The organism is Virgibacillus sp. CM-4 (assembly GCF_000445495.1).
GTDB classification, from domain to species: domain Bacteria; phylum Bacillota; class Bacilli; order Bacillales; family Amphibacillaceae; genus Virgibacillus; species Virgibacillus salexigens.
In genome coordinates, this window is the sequence record NZ_AUQA01000006.1 from 1,073,365 (window position 1) to 1,097,335 (window position 23,971).

Annotated in this window: 21 protein-coding genes, 1 pseudogene and 1 riboswitch; of the genes and pseudogenes, 4 read left to right on the forward strand and 18 right to left on the reverse strand. The window is 35.6% G+C overall.

What is annotated here, in order from left to right:
• Positions 1-95: 95 nt before the first annotated feature.
• From M948_RS38655 to M948_RS38695, 10 genes are all read right to left on the reverse strand, one after another.
• Positions 96-2,135 carry a helix-turn-helix domain-containing protein gene (locus tag M948_RS38655; RefSeq protein WP_021291924.1) on the reverse strand — a complete coding sequence of 680 codons (2,040 nt, stop codon included), beginning with the start codon at positions 2,133-2,135 and terminating at the stop codon, positions 96-98.
• A 164-nt stretch (positions 2,136-2,299) separates the two neighbouring features.
• On the reverse strand, positions 2,300-3,265 hold the full coding sequence (locus M948_RS38660; protein WP_021291925.1) for a bile acid:sodium symporter family protein: 966 nt from the start codon (positions 3,263-3,265) through the stop codon (positions 2,300-2,302).
• 64 nt (positions 3,266-3,329) lie between these two features.
• Positions 3,330-4,061, reverse strand: coding sequence for a ZIP family metal transporter (locus tag M948_RS38665; protein ID WP_021291926.1), 732 nt, complete (start codon positions 4,059-4,061; stop codon positions 3,330-3,332).
• A gap of 584 nt (positions 4,062-4,645) precedes the next feature.
• On the reverse strand, positions 4,646-4,996 hold the full coding sequence (locus M948_RS44050) for a nucleotidyltransferase domain-containing protein (RefSeq protein WP_021291927.1): 351 nt from the start codon (positions 4,994-4,996) through the stop codon (positions 4,646-4,648).
• A 15-nt stretch (positions 4,997-5,011) separates the two neighbouring features.
• On the reverse strand, positions 5,012-5,758 hold the full coding sequence (locus M948_RS38675) for a sulfite exporter TauE/SafE family protein (RefSeq protein ID WP_021291928.1): 747 nt from the start codon (positions 5,756-5,758) through the stop codon (positions 5,012-5,014).
• A gap of 93 nt (positions 5,759-5,851) precedes the next feature.
• Positions 5,852-6,505 (reverse strand): YjbE family putative metal transport protein, encoded by a 654-nt coding sequence (locus M948_RS38680; protein ID WP_021291929.1) that lies wholly within the window; start codon positions 6,503-6,505, stop codon positions 5,852-5,854.
• A gap of 516 nt (positions 6,506-7,021) precedes the next feature.
• Entirely contained in the window at positions 7,022-7,186 is a 165-nt protein-coding gene (locus M948_RS43275) for a hypothetical protein (RefSeq protein ID WP_021291930.1), read from the reverse strand.
• A gap of 149 nt (positions 7,187-7,335) precedes the next feature.
• Positions 7,336-8,697 carry a PTS ascorbate transporter subunit IIC gene (locus M948_RS38685; protein WP_021291931.1) on the reverse strand — a complete coding sequence of 454 codons (1,362 nt, stop codon included), beginning with the start codon at positions 8,695-8,697 and terminating at the stop codon, positions 7,336-7,338.
• A 32-nt stretch (positions 8,698-8,729) separates the two neighbouring features.
• Complete coding sequence (locus M948_RS38690; protein WP_021291932.1) at positions 8,730-8,996, reverse strand: PTS sugar transporter subunit IIB; 267 nt, start codon at positions 8,994-8,996, stop codon at positions 8,730-8,732.
• 11 nt (positions 8,997-9,007) lie between these two features.
• Complete coding sequence (locus tag M948_RS38695; protein WP_081674793.1) at positions 9,008-11,107, reverse strand: BglG family transcription antiterminator; 2,100 nt, start codon at positions 11,105-11,107, stop codon at positions 9,008-9,010.
• A 571-nt stretch (positions 11,108-11,678) separates the two neighbouring features.
• On the opposite strand from M948_RS38695, the gene M948_RS38700 reads away from it, so the two are divergent.
• From M948_RS38700 to M948_RS38710, 3 genes are all read left to right on the forward strand, one after another.
• Positions 11,679-12,983, forward strand: a complete 1,305-nt coding sequence (locus M948_RS38700; RefSeq protein WP_021291935.1) for an aspartate aminotransferase family protein — start codon at positions 11,679-11,681, stop codon at positions 12,981-12,983.
• A gap of 12 nt (positions 12,984-12,995) precedes the next feature.
• Entirely contained in the window at positions 12,996-14,378 is a 1,383-nt protein-coding gene (locus M948_RS38705; RefSeq protein ID WP_021291936.1) for a YjiH family protein, read from the forward strand.
• Positions 14,379-14,467: 89 nt separating this feature from the next.
• Positions 14,468-15,826, forward strand: a complete 1,359-nt coding sequence (locus tag M948_RS38710) for an FAD-binding oxidoreductase (protein ID WP_021291937.1) — start codon at positions 14,468-14,470, stop codon at positions 15,824-15,826.
• A 157-nt stretch (positions 15,827-15,983) separates the two neighbouring features.
• On the opposite strand, the pseudogene M948_RS38715 reads toward M948_RS38710, so the two are convergent.
• Positions 15,984-16,933 (reverse strand): annotated as a pseudogene (locus M948_RS38715) (ring-cleaving dioxygenase).
• Positions 16,934-17,138: 205 nt separating this feature from the next.
• On the opposite strand from M948_RS38715, the gene M948_RS38720 reads away from it, so the two are divergent.
• Positions 17,139-17,591: a CoxG family protein gene (locus tag M948_RS38720; protein ID WP_021291941.1), complete on the forward strand. Its 453-nt coding sequence runs from the start codon at positions 17,139-17,141 to the stop codon at positions 17,589-17,591.
• Positions 17,592-17,644: 53 nt separating this feature from the next.
• Here the strand turns inward: M948_RS38720 and M948_RS38725 are convergent, their stop codons facing one another.
• The 7 genes from M948_RS38725 to M948_RS38755 form a co-directional block, all read right to left on the reverse strand.
• The gene (locus M948_RS38725) at positions 17,645-18,820 is read right to left on the reverse strand and encodes a hydroxymethylglutaryl-CoA synthase (protein ID WP_021291942.1); all 1,176 of its coding nucleotides are present in this window, start codon (positions 18,818-18,820) and stop codon (positions 17,645-17,647) included.
• Between the two features lie 209 nt (positions 18,821-19,029).
• Positions 19,030-19,752 carry a 7-carboxy-7-deazaguanine synthase QueE gene (gene queE, locus M948_RS38730; protein WP_021291943.1) on the reverse strand — a complete coding sequence of 241 codons (723 nt, stop codon included), beginning with the start codon at positions 19,750-19,752 and terminating at the stop codon, positions 19,030-19,032.
• A complete protein-coding gene (queD, locus tag M948_RS38735; protein WP_021291944.1) occupies positions 19,753-20,187 on the reverse strand; it encodes a 6-carboxytetrahydropterin synthase QueD in 435 nt (144 codons plus the stop codon).
• A complete protein-coding gene (gene queC / locus M948_RS38740) occupies positions 20,187-20,849 on the reverse strand; it encodes a 7-cyano-7-deazaguanine synthase QueC (RefSeq protein WP_021291945.1) in 663 nt (220 codons plus the stop codon). The genes queD and queC overlap by 1 nt, the downstream gene beginning before the upstream one ends.
• A 91-nt stretch (positions 20,850-20,940) precedes the next feature.
• A riboswitch (PreQ1 riboswitch) is annotated at positions 20,941-20,987 on the reverse strand.
• Positions 20,988-21,047: 60 nt separating this feature from the next.
• Positions 21,048-21,839: an STAS domain-containing protein gene (locus M948_RS38745; protein WP_021291946.1), complete on the reverse strand. Its 792-nt coding sequence runs from the start codon at positions 21,837-21,839 to the stop codon at positions 21,048-21,050.
• A 334-nt stretch (positions 21,840-22,173) separates the two neighbouring features.
• Positions 22,174-23,478, reverse strand: a complete 1,305-nt coding sequence (locus M948_RS38750; RefSeq protein ID WP_021291947.1) for a TRAP transporter large permease — start codon at positions 23,476-23,478, stop codon at positions 22,174-22,176.
• Positions 23,468-23,956 carry a TRAP transporter small permease gene (locus M948_RS38755; protein WP_021291948.1) on the reverse strand — a complete coding sequence of 163 codons (489 nt, stop codon included), beginning with the start codon at positions 23,954-23,956 and terminating at the stop codon, positions 23,468-23,470. The genes M948_RS38750 and M948_RS38755 overlap by 11 nt, the downstream gene beginning before the upstream one ends.
• Positions 23,957-23,971: the final 15 nt, after the last annotated feature.

A 23,971-nucleotide genomic window follows, 5' to 3' on the forward strand; every position in this document is an offset into this window, starting at 1 on the left:
ACAGTTCATGATAACCCCGACATGTGAATTGTTTAAACGCATAGTTAATCAAAAAAACCTCATACACCAAACATGTATGAGGGTGAAGTGCTATTTTATTTTTTAATTTCATAACTATACATCCAGCGTATTATTCTAGTTTCTACTCGTTTCGATGGTATATTGATACCTCTTTCGATCGTACTCAAATACGCAGCAGATATCTCCAATTCTTCTGCCAATTGTGATATCGTAAGCTTTTGATCTTTCCGAATAACCTTTAATTCTTTTCCAATATTACGTTCATCATCTATTGATTTTGAATATTTTGGATTAATTGTAAATTTGTTACTTTTCCCTCGCTGCTTCGTTATTGAAATATAATGCTTTTTAATGGCATCCGGAGGTTCGATAATAACCGTCGAATTCAACCATATTCGTGACCATCCTTTATTTGATGCAATCGATTCATTCCACTGCTCATATTGCCACGATGCGATTACTTCACCTTCCAATAATGCATCAAATGCTTGTTCCAATCTATCTCTTGACCTAGATGGTATTCGTTCATTTACCTTCTCCCCTATAGCACTTAATAATGTGCTTATTTTGTGAGGTTGTAAGTATTCTCCCTTTCTGGCTTGCGTTCTCCATCTCCAACTCAAATATCTTATTAATTTCTTTTCCCATTTTTTACGATAAACGTTATACTGTAAAGTTTGAATTGGTAACAATGCGATTTGCCTGCCGGTACCATATAAATACTTTTCAAATACCTCACCTACCGTAAACCTTATAGTTTGAACTCGTAATTTTCTATCAATGAATTGCTCTTTATTACGGTCATCTAAAAATTTAAATGCGCTTCCCTCTAATTTCAATTGAACAGGCTTCCCTTTCTCATACACGGTAGCCTTCTCTAAGCTAATCCATAATTTCTGTATAACAGAAAGCGCTTCCAAAATATTTTTGCGCTGTTCACTTTCATATCCTCCTCTTCGACCACTTCCTCCAAGTTTTGGTTTTAGACCTCTTAAAGCTAATAGATCATCGATTCGAATTTCTACAATATCGCTGTGATGCTGGGCTCTTGATAAATAAAAACTGCATAATGCATCATATACATCAACTGCTAATTCAAATAACCGTTCGATTTGTTTCAACGATACCACCTTGGGTACATCACTATTCTTCGCTTTTTTCTGAAAACGAATTGGCTTTATTTGCACCACTCCATCAATCACACCATTATGTAGAACCGCACTGGGCCAAGGTAAAGATGGATTATGCTGGAACCTATTTAGTGATAATGCTTCTCTTACAGTTTGATATGGAGCATTACTCATTACACGTATACATCCATCCTTAATTAACGTATAATAGATATCTTTTTGATAATTATTGCCTTTGATTGTTATTGGATCTTCAGTTAGTTCAAGCAATTGAATGATTTTATCAATCGATATATTCTTAAGTTTCAGTGAAGCAATAATTTTTTCTACCCATTTTTGAACATAATCGTCGATAATATTTGTAAACTTTACAGTGAAATCGTTATTTTCCGTAAAGTTTTTAGTTATATAATGATAAAATAATTCATTTAGTTGTTTTTCATTTAACGTATTCATTGTCGGAATACCAATTGATTCTTGGATATCCTCAAGTACCCAATTTATTAAGTATGCTTTAAACCATTTGCAAAAATCCTCCCAAACTCTATGGTTTACGAGGAATGTATCTCTTTTCAATATAATTTCGAATTTCTCAATTAATTTGCTAATATAACTTTTTTTATTAAGAATTTGGTGACTTTCAATCGGAGCGCTGGAATACGATTCATATTCCTTCAATAAATAATTTACAATATATTTTGCTATTTGTTTCATCAATTCATTTCTTGAGGCAACACGTAATTTAAAAAATAAATCTTTATTTTTTTGATAGGATTGCTCCCAAATAATGAACGTATTAGATGACTTACTACCTTCCACAATTGAGATGTTGTTATTGAATAACCGATATCTCGGGTTATTAAAATTCCCCTCATCATAAATGCACAATACATAGAAGTTATCTATTTTCTCAGACCAAATACTAGATAGGTATTTCAAATTCTCAGAATATACATTGTCTTTATTAAAATAACTCTTTTTCAATATACATTCCCTCCGAAGGTATTTATTTTATTATTTTAACACATTTATTTATTAATTTCTTTATTTTCTAATTCATCAATAAATTAGATCTAATCAAATCTAATTTATTTCATGCTCTTTATAATAAAAGGAGAATGCCTTTGAGACATTCTCCTTTTATCCACTTATGCTAATTTTTCTCCCTTATCTTGTGGCGGATCAATAGTTTGACTTCTCTTCGCCCAAATGGTTGCTAAAACCGGTCCAGAAATATTATGCCATACACTGAAAATAGCACTTGGTACAGCTGCAATTGGCGCAAAATAAGTAAGAGCTAGTGTAGAACCAAGTCCTGAATTTTGCATTCCTACTTCAATCGAAACTGCTTTCTGATCATGGAAATTTAGCCTGCAGATCCTTGCTAACATAAACCCTAACATTAATCCTAATACATTATGTAACACGACTACACCAAAAATAAGTAAACCGGAGGATGCAATCGCATCTGTATTAACTGATACAACTGCTGCTGCAACAGCTACAATGCCAATGACCGAAACGAGCGGCAATACGGCTACACTTTTTTCAACCTGCTTACGGAAAAGCATTCGAATAATAACACCTAATATAATTGGTAATAATACCATTTTAACTATGGACATGACCATTTCTGCAAATGATACGGACATCCATTCACTCGCAAATAGAAGGGTTAATGCCGGTGTTAATATTGGTGCTAGTAACGTAGATACCGTAGTTACTGATACAGATAGAGCAGTGTTTCCTTTTGCTAAAAAGGTAATCACATTGGAAGCAGTCCCTCCTGGACAACAACCTACTAAGATAACCCCAACTGCTATTTCGGGAGGGAGCTGAAATGCAACCGCCAATCCATAAGCTATGCATGGCATAATCGTGTACTGCGCTAGAACCGCTATTAATACACTTCTTGGTGCTTGCATGACCCCCTTAAAGTCAGCAGGAGAAAGCGTTAAACCCATACCAAACATAATCACTCCTAATAAGACCGATATATGTGGAGCAATCCAAGTGAATCCATCAGGTAAGATAAAACTGATAATTCCAAATAAAACAACCCATATTGCAAATGTATTTCCAGCTATTGAACTAATTTTTTCTAATACGCGCATTTCTACTCCCCCTATCCAATGATATTTCAATATAATATCAAAAATCTGATAATTACACTAGCCCTCATCTTATTCCATGTTCAAGAAATACCATCATATAGAGAAGTACAAACATAACCCCTAAAAGGATATGTACAAACTTCCTCTGTTTTTTTACTTGTTGGAGATATATGCTATGTACACTTGCAAAGCTAAGGGTTCCAATTGCTAGCCCCAAAGTTATTGATTTTGTTTTATAAGTAAATGCAAGCGCATAGTTTCCTATAAGAATGGATAAAAACAAACTTAATGCTACTAGAAGTGCAGCAAAGAAAAATGGAGTCAGGGAATCAGTCCAAGCTAAAAAAGAAACAAATAACGCCATACCTTCAGGAATCTGATGAAGCAAAAATGTGCCGACTAACGAATTCATCTCCCATGAACTTCCGGTGAGTTCCGTACCTATTGTAATCCCTGCCGGCAACGTATGGAATATGATACCAAGTACTAAAAATAATGAACCACTAACAAATCGGGGATGAATCTGTTTTCTTTTTATAATTTTAACTACATATTCATCTAAACACATCATGAAACAAAGTCCAGCTAATGTCCCAATCATTAATCCGGGAATACTATAATGCGATAAGGCATCTGGTATTAACATGAAACCGACGACACCTATTAGAATTCCTGTAGCAAACAAATAAAGATTTATTATTTGCTGCTTCCCTATTTTAAGCATTAACCATGCGAATACCCCGCCCATTATTAGCCCAATAAAAATGAATAAGCTAATCTCTAAGATAGCATCCAATTGTACAACCTCCTCCGTCGATACATTTTATACGTATCTAGAATGATTTATGTACAAATAATTGATGCTATTGCTGGGGCTATCCGTATTACATTTACATATCGTTTACGATGTATTCATACCGGTTTAATATTTGTATTTTATACTTAAACCAAACCTTAATAAATGGACTGTATTGGAGGTGAAGCCAATATGAAGTTTCTTGCCAAATTAACTATTTGTCTTGTAGCTATGATCATTTATTATGTGTAATTCACAGTTACCTTACTTTCCAATTGAATCCCCTTCAAATAACCTACCACCATATGGTGCTAATACTTGCTCCACTAATTGCATTACTACTCTTTGTTACCATATGTAAATCGTCAAATCCATTGATAAAATTCTTAGCAAATATCTCATTATAAGACTCTAAAGATCGCATCAGCTATTTAGATGTAACCAGCCAATGCTTATTCGTTCGTAAAGCAAATTCTAAATCTAGTAATCGATTAGCAATTATGATTTCACCTGCTCTCCTATATCCGTTATGAGATAACGTTGGTGGTTGATCTTACTTGTTAACCAGATTAGTGGACCATGATTTAAAAGGATAGCCGCTTCCTTCTTATTGAATGAATGATCCCATTATCTTGAAGCGCGATGCCTTCAACCACCATTCGAAGTAGTGATGGCTTCGCACGATCACAATCTTTTTTAAAAAAGTTTTTATAAGAACATAAATTATGTACAAATACTTCAATTGGCCAATTGATAGCTTTCACCGATTCTCTATACGCTAACCGAACAGTTCTATCAAAAACCACAAGATCTAAAACAGAAGTCTCTGTTCCCTCACCTCTTGCTGTACTCCCAGCTAAGAGAGCTGCATCACAAGTTGAAAATTCGTTTCTAATAAATTGCTTAGCTGCCTTTATTGCCGGAAAGGATGTCATTTTCTTCCCTCCTCGTTAATTCAAGAGTAAATTAATTCCACCTAAAGCAGCTAATAATAGAATAAGAATAGTAAACACTCTTTGCGGAATTAACGGTAATACTTTAACACCGATCCATGCTCCGAGTATAATGACCGGTGCCATTGTTATATTAACGATGACAGAATCCGTTGTAATTAATCCCAAATGAATATAAAAAGGCACTTTGATCACGTTTACCAATAAGAAAAACCATGCACTTGTTCCAACGAATTCTTTCTTCGGTAAGCCTTTAACCAATAAGTAAATCGTCATAATTGCCCCGGCAGCATTCCCCACCATTGTCGTAAATCCCCCAAGGATTCCCATTAACAATGTAAAACTTTTGGAAGCAGGAAGCATTTGATTAAATTTCGTACCTAATCGTTCGCGAATGAAATTTAATGCGATCATTATTAACACAATAATACCGATAATTGGTTTTAATTGTTGATCGTTCACATATTCTAAAACAAAATACCCTGCTACAATACCAATTAGAACCCAAGGTATCAAATCCTTCAGATGCTTCCAAACAACATTTCTTCGATAGTATGTAACTGCAAACAAGTCTCCAATTAACAACATCGGCAATAAGATGCCTACCGAATCTCTTGCTGGGAAGACAAACATAATCATGGTTATAACCAATATGACGAGGTTTGGCAAACCAGATTTAGAAAAACCAATAAATAATGCACATAAGATCACAATCAGCCATTCCATAACCGCCAAGTCAAACATTCATCTTCTCCCCTTTTATCACAAATACTGAAAATACAATACGTTCATATTATCATATATTTCTAATCGTGGTTAAAAGAGAATTCGTTCTGATTAGGCGTTATATTTTTTTCGTTTATATCCGCCGAATACTAGTATAAATAAGATAATTACGGTATATAAAACGGTATCTGTGATATGCATAAAAATAAGAAGATCAACCATCAATTGTTCTTTGAGCAGCATTTCTGTTGCTGTCCACGCTAGAATTGAAGCTCCAACATAGACAATGGAAGCATAATCCTCCATTAATTCCATTATATATTGACTTGCCAGAATAATAATGGGGATACTTACTATAATTCCGATCATAATCAATAATATATCTCCATTCGAAACTGCAACAATTGCTAATACATTGTCTAAGCTCATAATTAAGTCAGCAAAAATGATAATAACGATTGCTTCTTTAAGTGAACTGCCACCTTTTATCTGCTGTTCTTCTTGCTTGTCCACCAATAATTTATAAGCAACTATAAGCAAGAGGATGCCTCCGATGAAGTGGATGAAAGGCAATTTCAGGAGGTAGATCACTAGAAATACGAAAATAATCCGAAACGTAATAGCTCCGATCGTCCCCCAAACAACTGCTTGTCTTTTCAAATAATTGGGTAGTTTCCTACTTGCCATAGCTATTACAACAGCGTTATCTCCACTTAATATAAGGTTAACTAACAAAATTTTTAGAATGGCCTCAATAAATTCCATGTTTACTACCTCCAACGAGACTGGTACCTAAATGAAATGAATCATTTTTTGACCAGATTTTCTAAAGCATCTTTTTTCCGCTTTATTAATACATTATGATAGGGGGAGTAGTAACAGACCTTTTATAAACAAATAGCATACCATTACAGAACAAAGGCATCAGTGCCATATAACCATGTCTGTGTTCGCGTGTCATGGACGGATCATTGCAGACAGTTAGATTAATTGGTTAGGTAACCTCCAGCATAAAAGTAATCATTTCCTAAAGTAAAAAAAGCTTGGTTTATCCCCAAGCTATACACTAGAAATTATAATACGTATTGCAATTATCGCACCATTCTTATACGATGCATTTATAGCAACTTTCCTCTTCGCTATTCAATACTAAAACTGGGAGTTTTTTCTTATGGATATTATCAGTATTTTAATAGGTGCTGGTTTAGTATTTTTATTTATATTTTCACTAGCATTTATTAGACTAAAATAATAACAGGAATTCCATTTCAATAATCCAGGCTACACGGCCCCATTATATAATAGGCTTGATACCAGTAAATAGACAAATATAATTAGTCCAATAAACAAAACGAAAACCAGTAAAATTAGGGAGATATCACCAATTATTTTCATTGGTTTTGAATCAAATAACACTGGTAATAATTTTTTTACTTTACGAAGCATAACGAAACCCCTTGTTACTTTTCTGATTATTTTGTACGTATAGGTCTTAAGTCTATGTCTGTTTCACTTCATTGTCAAATTAATTTATCTTAAGCACCTGCTCTATTATAAAACAGGTACTCTTTTGTAGAATACCTGTTTACAATAAACTATGCTGCGTCTTCCTTCTCCACTTTCTTCATTGCTTTCCATCCAATCATATAAAGGATGATTAGAATTACAAAAGTAATGATAATAAATAATACAGTTGATGGAATAACATTAATCAAGTTTCCTAACACAATTCCTACCACTCCAAAATCAGCATCTCCGAAAGTCGTACCTTCAAAACCAATTGTTCCTAATACAGGTAAAAGCAATGCTGGCAAGAAGCTTATAATAAGACCATTTGACATGGAACCAATAATTGCCCCTCTTCGTCCGCCCGTTGCGTTACCGAATACACCTGCTGCAGCTCCCGTAAAAAAGTGCGGGACTAATCCAGGTACAATTACTTTTAAACCAAATACAGGTAACAAGAACATACTTATTAATCCAGCCATAAAGCTAAACAAGAAACCTATAATTACAGCATTACCAGCGAATGGAAATATTGCTGGTGCATCTAGTGCAGGTTTTGCATGGGGAACAAATTTATCAGCAACACCTTTAAAAGCTGGTACAATTTCTCCTAAGAGCATACGTACACCAGCTAGAATAATATAAACACCTGCAGCGAACGTTAAGCCTTGCAAAAATGCAAATACTAAGAAATGTTGACCTTCGCTTAATTCGGATTCAATAAAAGCTGGACCTGCAAACAGTGCCACAACAAAGAATAAGATAACCATGGTTAATGAGACAGATACAGATGTATCACGTAAAAACCCTAGTGACTTCGGAACCTTTAATTCTTCTGTAGACGCTGAATTTTTTCCGACGAACCTTCCAATTAACGCAGAAATAAAATACCCAAAGGATCCGAAGTGTCCTATTGCGAAGTCATCTGAACCAGTAATTTTTCTAGTAAATGGTTGCAGCATTGCTGGTGAAAGTACCATTAAAGACCCTAAGATTATGGAACCAACAACAATTAATGTTATACCCGTAATCCCGCCTGTTGTTAGGATGACACCAATCATACAAGCCATAAACATCGTATGGTGACCTGTTAAGAAAATATATTTATAGGGTGTTACTCTTGCAAGTATGATATTTACAACCATACCAAAAAGCATAATCATCGCGGTTTCTGTACCAAAGCTTTGCTGGGCCACTGCTACAATAGCTTCATTATTCGGAATAACGCCATCTACGGAAAAAGCTTCATTAAACATATTTGAAAACTGTCCCAAGGACAACACAATCACGTTTGCACCTGCATCTAAAATAACGAATCCCATTATTGTTTTTAATGTTCCAGAAACAACGTCAGCAATATTCTTTCTTTGTGCAAGTAAGCCAATTAAAGCGAACAGTCCAACAAGAATCGCAGGAGTACCTAGCACATCATTCATAAGTAAGTCTACCATTGAATTACTCCCCTTCTCATTCACGTTAAATTTTAAAAATGTTTTTCCAATGCCTCACGAAGCTCGCCTTTATCCATAAGATTTTTTAACTTTATTACGTTTTTATGACCGTCATCTAAACTATCAACAATATCTTCAGAACCTAAAAATATATCTGCTTGCTCTGTTTTTGCTGTAGCTAAGTCAGTATGAGAAACATTTGCATCCTTTCCCATATCTTTTAAAATAGCATTTACATTCATTTCGACGATCATACTGCTTCCTAACCCATTTCCACAGACAACTAATACTTTTTTCATTTTTTATCCCCCTATTCCTTAATAACTTGTTTCATCATATGTTGTACATCTTCTATACTTTCAGCTTTTATTAAATGCGTTACTTTTTCTTCCTCCGATAACAGTTCCGTTAATTGTGATAAAGCTGTTAAATGGGTTTCATTATCAATTGCAGCTAATACAATAATAAGTTGGGCACGATGTTTTTCTTCATCTGAAAAGTAAACAGGTTCTTTTAATCTAAGAAAACTCATCCCTAAGCGTTCTACCCCAGCTTCTGGCCTTGCATGTGGCAATGCAATATTAGGTGCCATTACAATATAGGGTCCCAGTTCGTTCACATTATCGATCATCGCTTGTATATATTCAGAGCGAATCGACTTTTGGTGTAATAAAGGCTCTGCCGCAACTGTAATAGCTTCTCGCCAATTAGACACTCGATCTCGGAATTGTATGGTATTTGCTGTTAACAACTCATTTAGCATTGGTTTCCTTATCTCCTTTACTAATTGCTTTCGATTTTCAATAAGGTTTGCTAATGCTGTTTTCAAACCTATCGGATCCTGTATGACAGCAAATTCTTCAATTACTTCCATTAAATGTTCTGTATTATTTTTATTCACAGAAGAGATATGGAACATGTCATTTATTTGCTTCAAAATTCTTTCTTTCTCATAGTTGGTTAGGATAGCAGCTACATGAATAACAGGAATTTCCTTCTCCTTTAAATAATTTGTAGAGAAAATGACATCCACGTTATAGTGATTAATATGAAATTCACGAATGGATTGAATTGCTACTACATCTAATCCTGCAACCAAACTTTCTAATTGAGTCTTTAACATGTTCGACGTCCCAATCCCATTCTCACATACAATAATTGCCTTATAATTCATGTTTACTTGTTTCTTTTCTTTCTTTAACCAACCACCAAAGTGTAGAGAAATATAAGCAACTTCATCATCTGGAATAGGTTTACCAACATAGTATTGTAAATGAATGACGACTTGTTTGGTAAAATGAAAGATGTCTGTATAATTCTTTTGAATATTTTCAGTTAAATGATTCGAATATGGCACCCCATACTTCAGACGATAATAGGATGGTTTCATATGGGAAATAAGATTTTTTTCTAAACCTTCTCGGTCGTTGAAAATAACACAAGCATTTTTTTGAAAATCTGAAACCATTCGATGCACAACATGCTGTAAACCGAATAGCTCTCTTTCTGTATAGTTCCTAAAATCATCATGATGAACTTTTAAACCTAATAAATTCATGGTTAGAAAACAAACTTCATTGAATGGGACCGGCATTTCGAATTGCTCAGCTAACGTATTGGTTATAAACTGCGATGCTTTAAAATAGGTGGATTGTTTCAATACCTCCTTTTCTTGGCTATCTACTTCGACGACTTGACCAACCTTTATACGCTTGATCATAATAAGCAGTTGAACAATTAACATTTCCACCATTTCATCCGTTAAAGTGAGATGTAACTTGCTTTCTGCCTTATGGATAATGGTTAAAAGCATGTCACGTATTTTATCTTGACTGTTCGCAAATAATAATTGATAGATTTTTTTATGAAGTATAACTGAGTTAGATTGTAAGATCGTACGTGAAAGAATACTTAATAATAGTTTTCGTTTATTTTCTTCTAAACCATTGACTTGATAGCCTATTGGACGTGTAAAAGTAAGTGTAAGTTCATAGTCATCTATATACGTTCTTACCGTTTTTAAATCTTTAACCAGGGAACTTCTACTCATCTGTGTCAACTTGATAAATTGGTTCATCGTAGATGGTTGATTTTCAATCAATAATTTAATCATTAGAAGATACTGACGTTCACTCTCCGCCAGTTGATATTCGTATTCATCCGTAATATGAATACCTTGACCCTGTAGTTCCTCCTTCACATCACTTACTAATAAATAACCCTTTCCATAAATCGATTGTATTGGTTGCAGTTCTTGATTCTCTAACCAATCATTAACTTGTTGCAGATCATAATAAATTGTACGTGATGAAACCCCTATTATTTCTGACAATGCGTTTGCATGAATAGGATTTTCCTCTTGAATTAACAAAGATAATAAGTGCGCACGTCTTTTATCTAATACCATCATTAGATTCCTTTCCAGAAAAGAAATATTGCAATAACTAACTGTTAAATGATTTCATCTAACTTGCAACCTTATTATAATCTGTTATTTCAACAATAGTAAGGGGGTTCACTAGGTATAAATTGTAAGGCTATAAATTTGCAAAATAAAACAGTCAACTTTCTAATTAGAATAGTGAAGGGGGTATGCTCATGGGCAACACGATACCAAAACCGCCGATCCAAACGAATCAAGCTTTTATCGTAATAGGGTTTATTCTATCGCCCTGTAGTGTTGCTTTTTTCATTTTTTGTTGATTTATATACATTCTTATGGAGAAAAAAACAGTTATAGCTGCACCACCTATTCCATTTGTACGGAGCGCTCGATGACTTAGCAACAATTTGTTAAGTTCATCGGCCTTTTTATATGTACACCAATCCTTTGTTTTATTTGGAAAAAAATGCTTTATTCATAGATGATAAGAAATTTCGATTACCTCTTCTAAATTCACGAAATTTAGTATATAATTTTTATGCAAATAATTTTATAAATATACATTAATAATAAAAAGATAAACCAAAGGAGCATGGAAATGACAACACCTACAAATAATTGGGAACAACTTACAAATTCTATTGGGAACTTTTTAGCACCTAGCATGGCTAAAGATCATCCGAACTTACCAGTTACCAAGGCGGAGGGCTGTTATTATTATGGAACAGATGGAAAGCAATATTTAGATTTCACTTCTGGTATTGCGGTAGAAAATGTGGGACATCGTCATCCAAAAGTCGTACAAGCCATTAAAGATAGTACTGACCATCTTGTACATGGACCTTCAGGGGTAATTATCTATGAGTCTATATTAAAACTAGCTGAAGAATTGCAAGAAATAATGCCAGGTAATCTAGATAATTTCTTCTTTTCAAATAGTGGAACGGAAGCAATTGAAGGTGGATTGAAATTAGCAAAACATGTTACGAAGCGTCCATACATTATTTCATTTACTGGAAACTTTCATGGAAGGTCAATCGGGTCGTTAAGTGTATCCACATCGAAGAGTAAGTATCGGAAATTTCAGCAACCATCTTGGCTAACTTACCAACTCCCGTATGCTTTACCAGAAGATTGTCCGAGTGATGAAGATCCTGATACCTTCTTTGCTGCTAAACTGGAGAAGGATGTTACGTCTCTATTTAAACATCAAGTAGATCCAGAAGAGGTTGCATGTATGATTTTGGAACCTGTAATGGGGGAAGGCGGTTATATCATTCCTCCAAAGTCGTGGCTAAAGAAAGTACGTGAAATATGTGATCGGCATGGTATCCTACTCATCTTTGATGAAGTACAAACAGGCTTTGGACGTACAGGTAATTGGTTTGCTGCACAATCATTTGGTGTAACGCCAGATATTATGGCAATCGCAAAAGGTATTGCTGCTGGTTTACCACTTAGTGCAACTGTTGCGTCTAAAGAACTTATGGAACAATGGCCACTTGGATCTCATGGTACAACATTTGGCGGAAATCCTATTGCATGTGCAGCTGCTAGAGCATCTTTAAGCGTAATAAAGGAAGAAAACTTGCTTGAAAACGCATCGGAAATGGGTTCTTATGCATTAACCAGATTAACAGAGATGAAGCAGAGATATGATGTGATTCATGAAGTGCGTGGAATTGGCTTAATGCTCGGTATAGAACTAAGGGATCCAGTAAATGGGAAACCTGACGGTGAAGCTGTTATGAACGTATTAAATAGCTGTTTAGAAGCAGGCGTATTATTCTACCTTTGCGGAAACGAAGGTGAAGTCATTCGTATGATTCCACCATTAACGATAACCAAAGAACAAATAGACCAAGGACTAAATGTACTAGACAACGTCCTTGCCCGCCTTTAGGAGGAAAATAAAATGAGTGACTATCCAGAACATTTACAGGAACATGAACAAAGCCAGGAAGAAGAAAATGTCCATACACGTGGATTGTTAAAGTTCCTCCTCCCTTCATTATTTGGAGTATTCATCTTTTTATTTCCCATTTTTGATGGGGGTACATTTAATATACCATTAGGTATTATTACAGAGTATATCATTGATATTCTATCCAATTGGTTACCTGCAATTGTCACTTTGATTATGGTGATTTCTACTGTATTTACTGTGGTACAAGCCATTTTTAAACCAAGATTTATTCAAAAGTCTGCACTATTCATGTCTTTATTCAACGTAACCATATTCTGGACCATTTTACGAATTCTTGGGACGATATTTGCAATAATGACATACTTTGGAGCTGGTATGGAAATCATTTATTCTGAGCTTACTGGTGAAGTAATGTTTGGATTATTAACTAGTTTAATTGTATGGTTCTTTGTCGCATCGTTCTTAATGCCATATCTTATCAACTTTGGAGTTATGGAATTCTTTGGCTCGATACTACGCGGCATCATAAAACCCCTTTTTACGTTACCAGGGCGTTCAGCAATTGATCTCCTATCTTCATGGATTGGAAATGTAAATGTTGGTGTAGTGATTACAAGAGAACAGTATCAGAATGGGTTCTACACTGGTAGAGAAGCTGCAGCAATCGCAACCTGCTTCTCTACCGTGTCCTTGCCTTTTTGTTTAGTGATCGCTGGTATGCTAGAGGTTGATCATATGTTCCCACTCTTTTATCTAGCCATCGTAGTGGCTGGAATTGTAAGTGCTGTAATTGTTCCAAGAATTCCACCTATCGCTAACATACCAGATCAATATTATACAAATAATGACTATCAAGAAGATGTGCCAGCCAACATAAGCAAATTCAAATGGGGAATTCACCAAGCAGTCAAACGTGCAGAAAGTGCTGGTTCGTTTAAAGAACAGGTAAAACAGGGGAATTCTATTTTCTTAGGGATTGCATTTGTGTTACTTCCACAAGTAATGGCAATTGGTACAATTGCTTTAGTGATTGCTGAGTTTACTTCATTTTTTGAAATTATTTCGCAGCCAATTATTCCACTTCTTGAAGTAATGCAGCTTCCTAATGCAGCAGATGCAGCACCAGCGACTATTATCGGCTTTATTGATATGTTTTTACCAGCTGTATTAGCTTCAGGAATTGAAGCGGAAATTACTCGATTTGTTATCGGGGCATTGTCGTTAGTGCAAATTATTTACTTAACCGAGATGGGCACATTGCTATTAATCTCAAAAATTCCAGTGAAAGCTTGGCATTTATTTATCATCTTTCTTGAGCGTACTATTATCTCACTACCCATTATCGTAATCATTGCACATCTAATTTATTAATATATAAACCCTAGAATGCTAAGGAGATAACAATGTATTCCTCTTCCCTTGCCTTCTTGAAAATATAAAAACTGCCTGAGGTGATAAATGTGTATATCAATGTATTAATTGAGAAATTAGGAAAAGAGAAGGTAAGTCAACAAACAGATGATCTTATTCGTCACAGTTATGATGAATCACCTCATTCAGCCGTACTGCCTGAAGTCGTCTGTTATCCAAATTCATCTGAAGATGTTCAACTGATCGTAGAAGTAGCACGAGACTATCATATCCCAATCACTCCATTTGGGACAGGCTCCGGTTTAGAAGGGCAAGCCATACCTGTTGAGAATGGAATCTCCATGAACTTCAGCCGAATGAATCAGGTTATTGAATTCTCGCCAGATGATATGACGATCACTGTTCAACCTGGTGTCACTCGTTTTCAGTTAAATGATGTCATTCGTGAACAAGGATTACAATTCCCCGTTGATCCTGGGGTAAACGCAACCATCGGTGGTATGGTTGCAACTAATGCAAGTGGTACAACCGCTGTTAGATACGGTGCTATGAAAGATCAATTATTAGATCTAGAAGTCGTGCTGGCCGATGGCAGAATTATTCATACAGGAACCAAAGCAAAGAAATCCTCTTCTGGCTACCTAATGACAAACCTCTTTGCTGGTTCAGAGGGGACATTAGGAATTATTACTGAAATTACACTTAAACTACACGGAATCCCAGAGTATACAGTAATGGCACGTTGTACATTTGCGTCCATGGAAACATGTGCCATAGCAGCGAAAGAAATCTTATTACAAACAATCCCTATTAAGCGAATGGAACTGATGGATGCGGCTAGTATTGCTGAAGTTAATCGACAAAATGTATACACCTTTCCTGTTGCACACTCTTTATTCTTTGAATTTGCTGGATCTGTACACGGGGTAGAAGCTGATGTTCAACTGACTGCAAAGATAGTTAAAACGCTCGGGGCTAAACACTGGACAGTAGCTACCGATCCAGTAGAACAAGAAGAATTATGGAAGGCACGTTATAACTTATCTTACGCTTTTCAGCATACGGATGGAATAGATGAAGTTGGCGCTGATGTTTGTGTACCGATATCACAACTGCCTAAATTAGTTACTTATGCGAGGCAATTAATAGATAACAGCGGACTAACTGGCGGCGTTTGGGGGCATGTAGGCGACGGGAATTTCCATACACTTGTATTATTTGACCCTGCTGTAATTGGAGAACGCGAAAAAGCCGAGGCAACAAATGAAGCATTGGCAACACTAGCTATTGATGTTGGTGGAACATGCACTGGTGAGCATGGCGTCGGAATAGGCAAGCGAAAATATCAGCAAAAGGAGCATGGAACTGCATTAGAAGTTATGCACCAAATAAAACAATTGCTTGACCCAAGTAACATCCTTAATCCAGGAAAAATATTTATTGAATAACCCATTGATATTCCATGGGTTATTCAGCATCCATTCACCCTGTCACTTCTTCTACAGGTGTATTGCTGTAAAGGCGATTGATCGTTGGATCTTTCTACCAATTAACGGATTCTCTTATTAAACTTGAACAAATGTTTATCACATAATGGAATACTACTTAACCCTCATCATCTTCATTTTTCATTTTTACTTCGATTGGAATTAAGGTATTCTCCAATCGATTACGATAAATCTCAAATTGTTGTGGTAGTTTCAATTTACTTCCCATCTCCTGAAACGACTCATCATGAGCAAAACCTGGAGGATCTGTTGCAATTTCAAACAGTAAATTGCCATGCTCTTTGAAGTAGATCGCTTGAAAGTAATTTCAATCTTTTACAGGGTAACTGCATACCCATGGTTAGCAATATAGCCTTGCCAATCTAATTGATCTTTATCATCTTTGGCACGAAATGCAATATGATGTATTGTGCCAACACCCATTTGCGATCCTCCGTTTGTGGTTAATTTAATATCAATCGTATTCCCTATATCAGCATAGGAAGTCAAACGAACGAAATCACCTTCTTCTCCTACTCTTTCAAAACCCAAAATATCTTCCATCAGCTCAGCTGTGCTTGCAGGTTTAGCCGATAATAAAACAGCTCCCGCAAACCCTTTAATCGCTACTTCTGATGTAACATCTCCAATCATCCAATGATTGGCCTCTCCCGCTTCTTTCTCTACTAATTCTAATTGTAGTCCATGAGGGTCTTTGAACGAAAGATACGTCTCCCCAAAACGTTCCGCTTCAGTGAAGTCAATAGCCAATTAATAAAAGCGCTCTTTCCAAAATGATAAAGACCCAACTGGTATAGCAAAGGAAATGGTTCCGACTTGGCCATCGCCAATTCGACCTTTAAATGCATGTGACCATGGGAAGAAGGTAATAATCGTACCTGGTTCTCCTCCTTCATTTCCAAAATAGAGATGGTAAGTACTAGGATCATCGAAGTTAATGGTTTTCTTAACTAATCGTAAACCAAGCACACTTGCATAAAAATCGACATTTTCCTGTGGATGACCAACGATAGCGGTTATATGGTGTATTCCAGCTGTCTTTTTCATTTAACCGCTCACCTCATATTTAATTTATATATATTTAATTCATTTATTTTTAATTAAATATAATTATAAAATGTTCTTCTTATACTGTAAATCCTTCTTCTATTGTTATTTAAAAAATGATTAGTTGAAATAGCTTTGTGGAAAAGAATAAACATGTTATTCTATTTTCGAAGATAATGTATTTGATGAAAAGGAGATGAATGGTATGCCAAGTGGAATACACGAAGTAGAAATTGACGTACCAATTGAAAACGTGTGGGAATTCGTGAGCGATATGAATCATTGGGCACCTTTAGTTCCAGGATATATTGAACATGACATTCTTAATGACAGAGAATCCACATGGAAATTCAAAGGCGACCTTGGAATCATACAAAAAACGGTGAACTTGAAAATAATTATTACGGAATGGCAGAAACCAACAAAAGTAACCTTTGACTTAAAAGGATTGAGTGAAAACTTTGACGGAGAAGGGTATTTTAAAGCAGAGGCACTAGCTGAATCAACAACAAAAATTACAGGAAATCTTTCCATTACTGCAGGTGGGCTGATGGCTAAAATGATTAATCCTGTCCTTAAATCCTTTGTTCCTAAAACAGCCAAGGAATTAACAGAAGCCATCGCTGAAGAGATCACTAAAATCGAAGCAACTAATTAATTGTAAAATAAAAACGGATTTCGTTTGCGGTTTCGAAATCCGTTTTTATATACTTATTTTTTGTCTTTGTGAACATAGTGTCGCATATGACCACTAATTCCTGATAACGCTATTTTGGCAGGATCTGCTTCAATTTCAAGCTCGACAGTTGAGCCATCTGCTGGCAAGGTGTCTTCAAAAACTGTTTCATAAGCATCCACCGATAATTCTGTTCGAGAAGCAAGCAATTCTTCATGATCGTAAGTATTTAAATACTTACGATAACCAGGCTGTAGTACTCCTGTAAAGAATTCTCCAACAGCACCAGACCCATAACTAAATAAGCCGATTCTTGCACCGTCCTGTAACTCTTCCTGCTGTTCTAGTAATGATAGAAGGCTTAAGTATAAAGAACCTGTATAAATATTACCAACTTGCTTATTGTACGTTTTACTAGCTTCTAAATTGGCCACTAATCTTTCCTTATCTTCTTCCGTTCCTTGTTCATAGATCGCACGTAACGCTTTTTGACCCATTTTCGTATAAGGAAGATGGAAACAAATAGCTGTAAAATCTTCTAAACCGAACCCTGATTGTACTTTATAATCTTCCCATACACTCTCAAAGAAAGAAATATACTTTTCATTTGAAAGCTTGCCATCGACCATTGCTGTATCTGAGTAGACAGGGCGCCAGAAGTCCATAATATCGGCTGTTAAATAAGCACTTTTATCTTCTAAAGCTAGAATACGTGGGTCTGCACTAATAACCATTGCAACTGCACCTGCTCCTTGCGTTGCTTCTCCACCAGAGTTCAATCCATACCTTGCAATATCCGCACCTAAAACAAGCACTTTGCTTTTTGGATGTAAAGCAATATGACCCTTCGCCATTTGAATTCCAGCAGTAGCACCATAACATGCTTGCTTCACCTCAATTGTTCTCGCTTTTGGGTTCAGCCCTAATAGATCATGGATATATACCCCAGCTGATTTTGAATAATCAATACCAGATTCTGTACCAAAAATGACAAAGTCAATGTCTTCCTTATCTTTATCGTCTAATATATTTAAAGCAGCATTCGCTGCGAGTGAGACTGCATCCTGTGTAATCGGAGCGATTGCCATTTTCTCTTGTCCAATACCAATCGTATACTTTGCTGGATCAACATCTCTAGCGACTGCTAACTTATTCATATCTAAAAATAAATGTGGTGCATAAAATCCTATTTTGTCTATACCAATCTTCAATGTTCTGCTCCTTTACTACCATAGTTAGAATTCCTAAAAGTATCGCTTTCCTACCATTAGTGATTTTATTCACAATTAATTCTTTTTACATACCAATATATTAAATGATAATATAATCTACTTCTAAACACAATCATCGTGTGTTAACGACTTAAAAAAACCCAGCTCTGTAAAGAAACAGTCTGGGCTCTTCTTGTATTAATTTATCCCTATACTCCACGCTTATTTCCCCAAAGAAATGTATGTAACTGTGGAAGCACTCGGACATCCTTTAGAATAGTGCTAACCATTACTTGGTCAATCAGCTCCTCGTATTTTTGCAGTAAATATAACGACAATGCTTGATCATTATCCATCGTAATTTCATCATTTCCCACCTGAAGATATAAGCTTACATCTGGATAGCGTTGATGGATATTTTCTGCGTATCCTAAATCATCTTCATTAAAGATGACTACTTTCAAACTGCATTTTCCACGTTGCTTTTGTTTCAATGAATCAATAATAAAATCAAGGGTTTGATAATTTGTTTTCATCCCTGAACTTGGAGGTTTTGGAGAAAGTGTTAGATCATCAATCTTTGTAAACCATGTCTGCCATCTACTCCCTTGTGTTTCGAGCGCTACCTCCAGATCGTGATCATGCAGGATATCAATCAGTTGATCGATTTGGGGGAGTAATCCAGGATTCCCACCTGAGATCGTCACATGACCAAATTGATCAGCACCTTTTTCCCTTAAATCTTGCATAATCTCTTCTGCTTCCATCATTTGAATGTGATGTTTTTCTGTACCATCCCAAGTAAATTTTGAATCACACCATGAGCAGGAATAATCACAACCAGCAGTTCGGACAAACATGGTTTTTCTACCAATAACCATTCCTTCCCCCTGAATCGTCGGCCCAAAAACTTCAATTACTGGTATTTTCACTTACCTATCCCCTTTCTTTGGACGATATACACAATAACTGGACGGTGTTTCTCGTATATATACTTGGATACAGCGGGGGGAATGGGATAATGTATCTAAGTATTCCTGCACAAGTTCATAAATCGTCCGTGCCACAATCTCAGTAGTTGGAAAAGCATTGGGATTATGATCGGAAAAAGCAACATCCTGATTCATGACAACATGATCAAAACGTTTATGAATAAGATTTTTTATTTGTTTAAAATCTACTAAAAACCCTGTATGATTGAGTTCTTCACCAACAATAGTAATATTTGTAAAATACGTATGCCCATGCATCGATTGACATTTTCCAGCGTCTTGATGGGGAATATAATGGGCCGCAGCAAAATGAAAGTCTTTATTGATTTCATATGTATAGTTATGGTTTATGAAAGGATAGATTTGTTGGATCATTACGTTCTCACCTTTTTTCGATTTGCTTCATACTTTTCTAAACCAGTTTGACGTAATTGACAAGCAGGACACTCCCCACATCCACTACCTCTTAATCCGTTATAACAAGTCAATGTATTATTTTTCACAAACGAAAAAGCTCCTAATTGATCACTTAATTCCCATACTCCTGCTTTATCCAGCCACATAAGCGGAGTATGGATAACGAATTGATCATCCATTGCTAAATTTAATGTCACATTTAAGGACTTGGTAAATATATCTCGGCAGTCAGGATAACCACTAAAATCTGTTTCACACACCCCTGTTACCACATGCTTTGCATTAATTTGCTTAGCTAATATTGCTGCAAAAGATAGAAACAGCAGGTTTCTTCCGGGGACAAATGTAGATGGCAAGCCATCATCTCCTTCAGTAATCGCTATGTCTTTACGAGTTAATGCATTTGGAGCTAACTGATTTAATAGATTCATATCCAGTTCATGATGCGTTACTTTTAATTGATCGCAAATGTTTTTCGCAACATGTAATTCTTCTAGATGCCGTTGTCCATATTGAAATGTTACTGCCTCCACATGTTCAAACTCACGCAATGCCCAGAACAAACAGGTAGTACTATCCTGACCACCACTGAATACAACGACTGCTTTTTGGTTGTTCATCGACTCTTCTCCTCCCTTTTTACAACAAAGAAGAGCGTTCGTTACTAAAATTTCCATCAAAAAAACAACACTAAGAAGGTGTGTTGTTTTGATCTCCTTAGTTTTTTATAGAGGGATGGAATTTCGAACCTCTCCTGCTATTTTACAGAATTCTTATTTTTACTTGTTATCATTAGTTTACCATAAATTGGCTAAAACCTATACCTCTTTTTCTTTTACACGATCAATATGTTCAATTGCCATTTTAACGTTTTTGAATGTTTTCATATCTTTAAACGTATCTTGAATGGATACCGTTTTTATCGCCATATCTGGGCGAATGCCTGCTACTAATAGCTGCTTCCCCATAAGTGATATAAATTGATGAATTTTTAAAAAGCGTGAAACGGTATACGTATCCACTTCATACAATCCAGATAAATCCATAATCAAATATTCTTCATTCGATTGCTCCAAATAAGCAGATAATGAAGTCATCAAAGCTTCTAATCGATGGTCGCTCATATTGCCAATAAGCGGCAAAATAGAAACATCATCCCTTATTGGAACAATTGGAGTAGAAATCTTTTCAATTTCTACCAAGCTTTCTTGAAGCAGGCGTTCCTTTTGTTTTTCATCTGTAACATCTTTTTGCACTCCAACAAAATAGAGTTTTTGATCTTCTTCTATCCACATCGGATCAATGGATAATTCGTTCCAGAAACCCGTACCATCTTTTTTATAATTGTATAATTGCACAGAAATCGATTCGTTAGCATCGACAGCTTCGCAAATTTGATTCACACGCTTTTTATTGGTCTCTTCCCCCTGCAAAAACCTGCAATTCTTTCCAATCACTTCTTCTTCATTATAGCCTGTTAGCTCTAAAAAACCTTTATTAGCGATAATAATCGGATTATCTTCAATAGAAGGATCTGTAATTATTAAACCGACCTCTGTATAATTCAATGCCTTCTCCAATAAATATAATCTTTCCTTATTATTTTTCACAGTCATTCCATCCTTTTTCTTATGTTACATATAACATTCAATTGCTCATTTCTATCATTATACAATCCCTGTTTGATAAATCATATGATAAGGCTTAATTATATCCCTTAACTTGCTAATCTATTCTGTTCGATCCGTCTATTTTATCGATCTCGATACGTTTTTAATTCTGCAATTGCCTACTCGACTCCTTTATTTATATACTCTACCATAAAAATTCTGCTAGAATATAATGTTCCCTATTATCAATTGGTTACAGTTATTTCCAATTAAAATAATTGATCTTCTGCTATATAAAAAAGAGCCTGTAAAAAGGCTCCTATTATATAAGGAATTATTTCATCAAACTTGGTAAGATCGTTACCAACGGTGGAAATAGGATTAATAAACAAATGCAGATAATCATTCCAATAATCATCGGTACTGTTCCCCGGAATATGGTTTGTACTGGAATATTTGTTGCAACGCCTTTGATTACAAAAATGCTAATCCCAAGCGGTGGTGTTAAAGAACCAATATTAATTGCCATCACCATAATAATTCCAAACCAAACACCATTAAAACCAAGTTCCATAATGATTGGATAAATTATTGGAAGCGTTAAAACAATTAAGGAAAGACCTTCAATGAAGCAACCTAGTAAAAATAAAGCAATCAATATAAATACAAGTATGATATATGCATGGAGATCTAGCCCACCTACAAAACTGGTAAGCATGACTGGCAACCTACTAATTGTTAAAAATTGACTAAATAGAGTAGCACCGATTAGAATTAGAAAAATATAAGCAGTCAACCTTACTGATTCATTAAACGATTGCTTTAACTTATCCCAGTCTAAACGCCTAGACAATAGTGCAAAAATAATTGCACCAACTGCTCCAACCCCGGCTGCTTCAGTTGGAGTGAATACCCCTAAATATATCCCGCCAATACTTATAAAAAATAACCCCATAAATGGCCAAACATTTTTTAATGTATGTAGCTTCTCACTAATAGTCGCCTGCTCTGTTCTAGCTGGTGCCAAATTAGGATTCCGTCGAACAAGAATGGCAATAATGATCATAAATATAATAACTTGAAAAATTCCTGGAATAATACCCGCAATTAATAATGCCCCAATGGGTTCTCTTGTTTGTATTCCATATAATATTAAGATAACACTTGGGGGAATTAAAATACCTAATGTACCCCCAGCTGCAACACAAGCAGTGGAAAGGCTTGGTTTATATTTATATTTATCCATTTCTGGTAAGGTTATTTTAGAAACTGTTGCAGTTGTTGCATTAAGGGAACCGGAAATAGAAGAAAATATAGCTGCAGTACCAATTGTAGCCATCGCCAATCCTCCTCGAAAATGACCAATCCAGCTATCTACCGCTCGATATAAGTCCTTACCTAACCCTGTGTACGACAGAATCATCCCCATTAGTATAAATAATGGAATAACACTTAATGAATACGAACTTGCTGTATCAAAAGGAGTTCTACCTAGTTGAGCAAACGCTACATCCCATCCCCTGATTAAGGTTGTACCTACTAAGCCTACGAATAACAAAGAAATACCAACTGGAACTTTTAGTAAAAATAAGATCAATAATAGTACAATCCCAATAAAACCAATCATTTCAGGACTCATTTTGATGAACCACCTTTTGCAAGTAGTAAATGGAATGCAGGATTGCAATGAATGCAAAGAGAATGGAACCAATAACTGCTAATATAGCAATTGGATAAAGTGGGATACTTAAATCCCCCGTTACTGTATTAGCATGAAAAAGTCGTATCGCATAATGACAAGTACTCCAAGAAACAAGTACCATTAAAACAGCGATTAATAAATGAATAATCGATTCAACTATCCACTGGATACGCTGAGAAAACCGCTCAACAACAAAGTCAATAGTAATATGTTCTTCTTTGACATGTGTATATGCTAAGCTTAGAAAGATAACTACAGATAGACCTAACTCTGTAAAATCTACAGTGCCCGTTACTGGAGTTTTAAAGAGCCATCTCCCAAGCACATCTAACGTAATCATCACTGCCATGAATAATAAGATAATCTGAGCAAAAACATGCAACATCTTACTTAATCGCTGTATTATTCTTTCCACACCATTCACCTCTCC